Consider the following 1,874-nt stretch of genomic DNA (forward strand, 5'->3'; position numbering starts at 1 on the left):
GGCGCGGGCCGCCCGCGGCGCCCGGCGGCGCGGGCGTCGGCGCTGCCCGCACGCCGGTAGGCTGACCGACCGCAGGGGCCTGTAGCTCAGTTGGTCAGAGCGCCGCGCTTACACCGCGGAGGTCGTCGGTTCGAGACCGGCCGGGCCCACCCGAGCGGCAAGCACGTCCGTGGGACGCGGTGCAGGGCGGTGAGGTCGTGGCGTGGTCGGACGACACCGCGCGGACGCGTGCGGCGGAGCTCGCACCCGAACGACGACGGCTCGTCGCGCTCGCCTACCGCGTCTGCGGCTCCTGGTCCGACGCCGAGGACGTCGTGCAGCAGGTCTCGCTCGAGTGGCTGGGCACGGACGCCCCCGTGACGCGTCCCGCCGCGTGGCTCACGCGCGTGACGGTGCGGCGCGCGATCGACGCGTTGCGCGCACGGCAGCGCGCGGCCGCGTACGTCGGCCCCTGGGTCCCCGAACCCCTCGTGGAGACGCGCGACGCCGACCCCCACTTTCACGCGGAAGGCACCGAGGCGCTGACGACGGCGTTCCTCGTGCTGGCCGAGTCGTTGACGCCGCCGCAGCGCGCGGTCGTCGTGCTCCGCGCGCTGGGGTACGAGCACGCCGAGATCGCGCGGATCCTCGACGTCACGCCGGCCGCGTCGCGCCAGCACCACACCCGCGGGCTGCGCCGTCTCGACGCCGAGAACGGACGGGCCGTCGGCGGCGACCCCGGCGTCCTCCCGCGCGGACGCGACGCGAGCGCCGCACGCGCGCTCGAGCGGGAGACGCGGTCCTTGCTCGACGCGTTCACGCGCGCGGCCCGCCTCGGCGACACGGCCGCGCTCCGCGCGCTGCTGCACGACGAGGTGCGGGCCTACAACGACGGCGGCGGGCGGGCCCGGGCGGCCCGTCGCGTGCTCACGGGGTCGGACGCCGTGGCGCGGTTCGTTGCCGGTGTGGCGTCGCGGCACGTCGGCCGGCGCGCGGTGCGGCCCGTCGTCGTCAACGGCACGCCGGGTCTCGTCGTCACGCTGTCGGGCGTGGACCACGTGGTGTCCGTCCAGGTGCGCGACGGGCGGCTTTTCCGCGTGTTCGACGTGTGCAACCCCGACAAGCAGCGGAGCCTGCGCGGACCGACCGCGCAGGCGTCCGCTGCCGGCGACCCGCTCAGCCCAGCGGCGGCGGGGCCGTGCGGGTCGGCACCGCGATCCGGTTCCAGAGGTTGATCGTGCCGATCGCGAGCACGAGGTCCGCGAGCTCACGCTCCGGGAACTCCCGTGCCGCCGCGTCCCACGTGGCGTCGTCGACGCCCGCCGGGAGCAACGTGACCTGCTCGGTCAGCGCGAGGGCCGCGCGCTCACGGTCGGTGAAGAAGGGCGTCTCCCGCCAGACCCCCACGCCGTGCAGCTTGCGGGTCGGGACGCCCGCGTCCTCGAGGTCGGTCGCGTGCAGGTCGACGCAGTAGGCGCAGCCGTTGAGCTGCGACGCGCGCAGCTTGACCAGGTCGAGCAGCACACGGTCGAGGTGGCGTGCGACGTAGGCGTCGAGCGCGGCGACCGCGCGGTAGCCCTCGGGTGCGTGGTGGTGGATGACGAGACGAGGCATGAGCCCTCCTGAGCCGACAGGGCCCCCGACGACTGCGGGAGCGGAAGGCGACGACCACCCTCCACCCGTCTCGTCGTCGACGAGGACGACGACGTGACACCGCGCGCGGACACGACCCCGGCCCGCGCGCCCTCACAGCGTCGCGAGGGCCTCGCGGTAGGCCTCGAGGGGTCGCGCACGGCCACGCGGGTGCACCAGGCTCCAGCGCAGCACGCCGTCGGCGTCGACGAGGAACGAGCCGCGCAGCGCGTGCCCGGTCGACTCGTCGAGCACGCCGAAGG

Annotated in this window: 2 protein-coding genes and 1 tRNA gene; 2 read left to right on the plus strand and 1 reads right to left on the minus strand. The window is 75.8% G+C overall.

Features of this window, described 5'->3' with window-relative positions; all coding sequences use genetic code 11:
- The first annotated feature begins 75 nt into the window (after window positions 1–75).
- Both J7523_RS20235 and J7523_RS20240 read left to right on the plus strand, forming a co-directional pair.
- Window positions 76–149, plus strand: a tRNA-Val gene (locus J7523_RS20235).
- 48 nt (window positions 150–197) lie between these two features.
- Window positions 198–1,214 carry a sigma factor gene (locus J7523_RS20240; RefSeq protein ID WP_291890576.1) on the plus strand — a complete coding sequence of 339 codons (1,017 nt, stop codon included), beginning with the start codon at window positions 198–200 and terminating at the stop codon, window positions 1,212–1,214.
- Here J7523_RS20240 and J7523_RS20245 read toward each other — a convergent pair.
- Window positions 1,156–1,593, minus strand: a complete 438-nt coding sequence (locus tag J7523_RS20245) for a carboxymuconolactone decarboxylase family protein (RefSeq protein ID WP_291890579.1) — start codon at window positions 1,591–1,593, stop codon at window positions 1,156–1,158. The two genes, J7523_RS20240 and J7523_RS20245, sit on opposite strands and share 59 nt — an antisense overlap.
- Window positions 1,594–1,874 lie beyond the last annotated feature (281 nt).

The organism is Cellulomonas sp., from assembly GCF_017744555.1.
Lineage (GTDB): Bacteria > Actinomycetota > Actinomycetes > Actinomycetales > Cellulomonadaceae > Cellulomonas.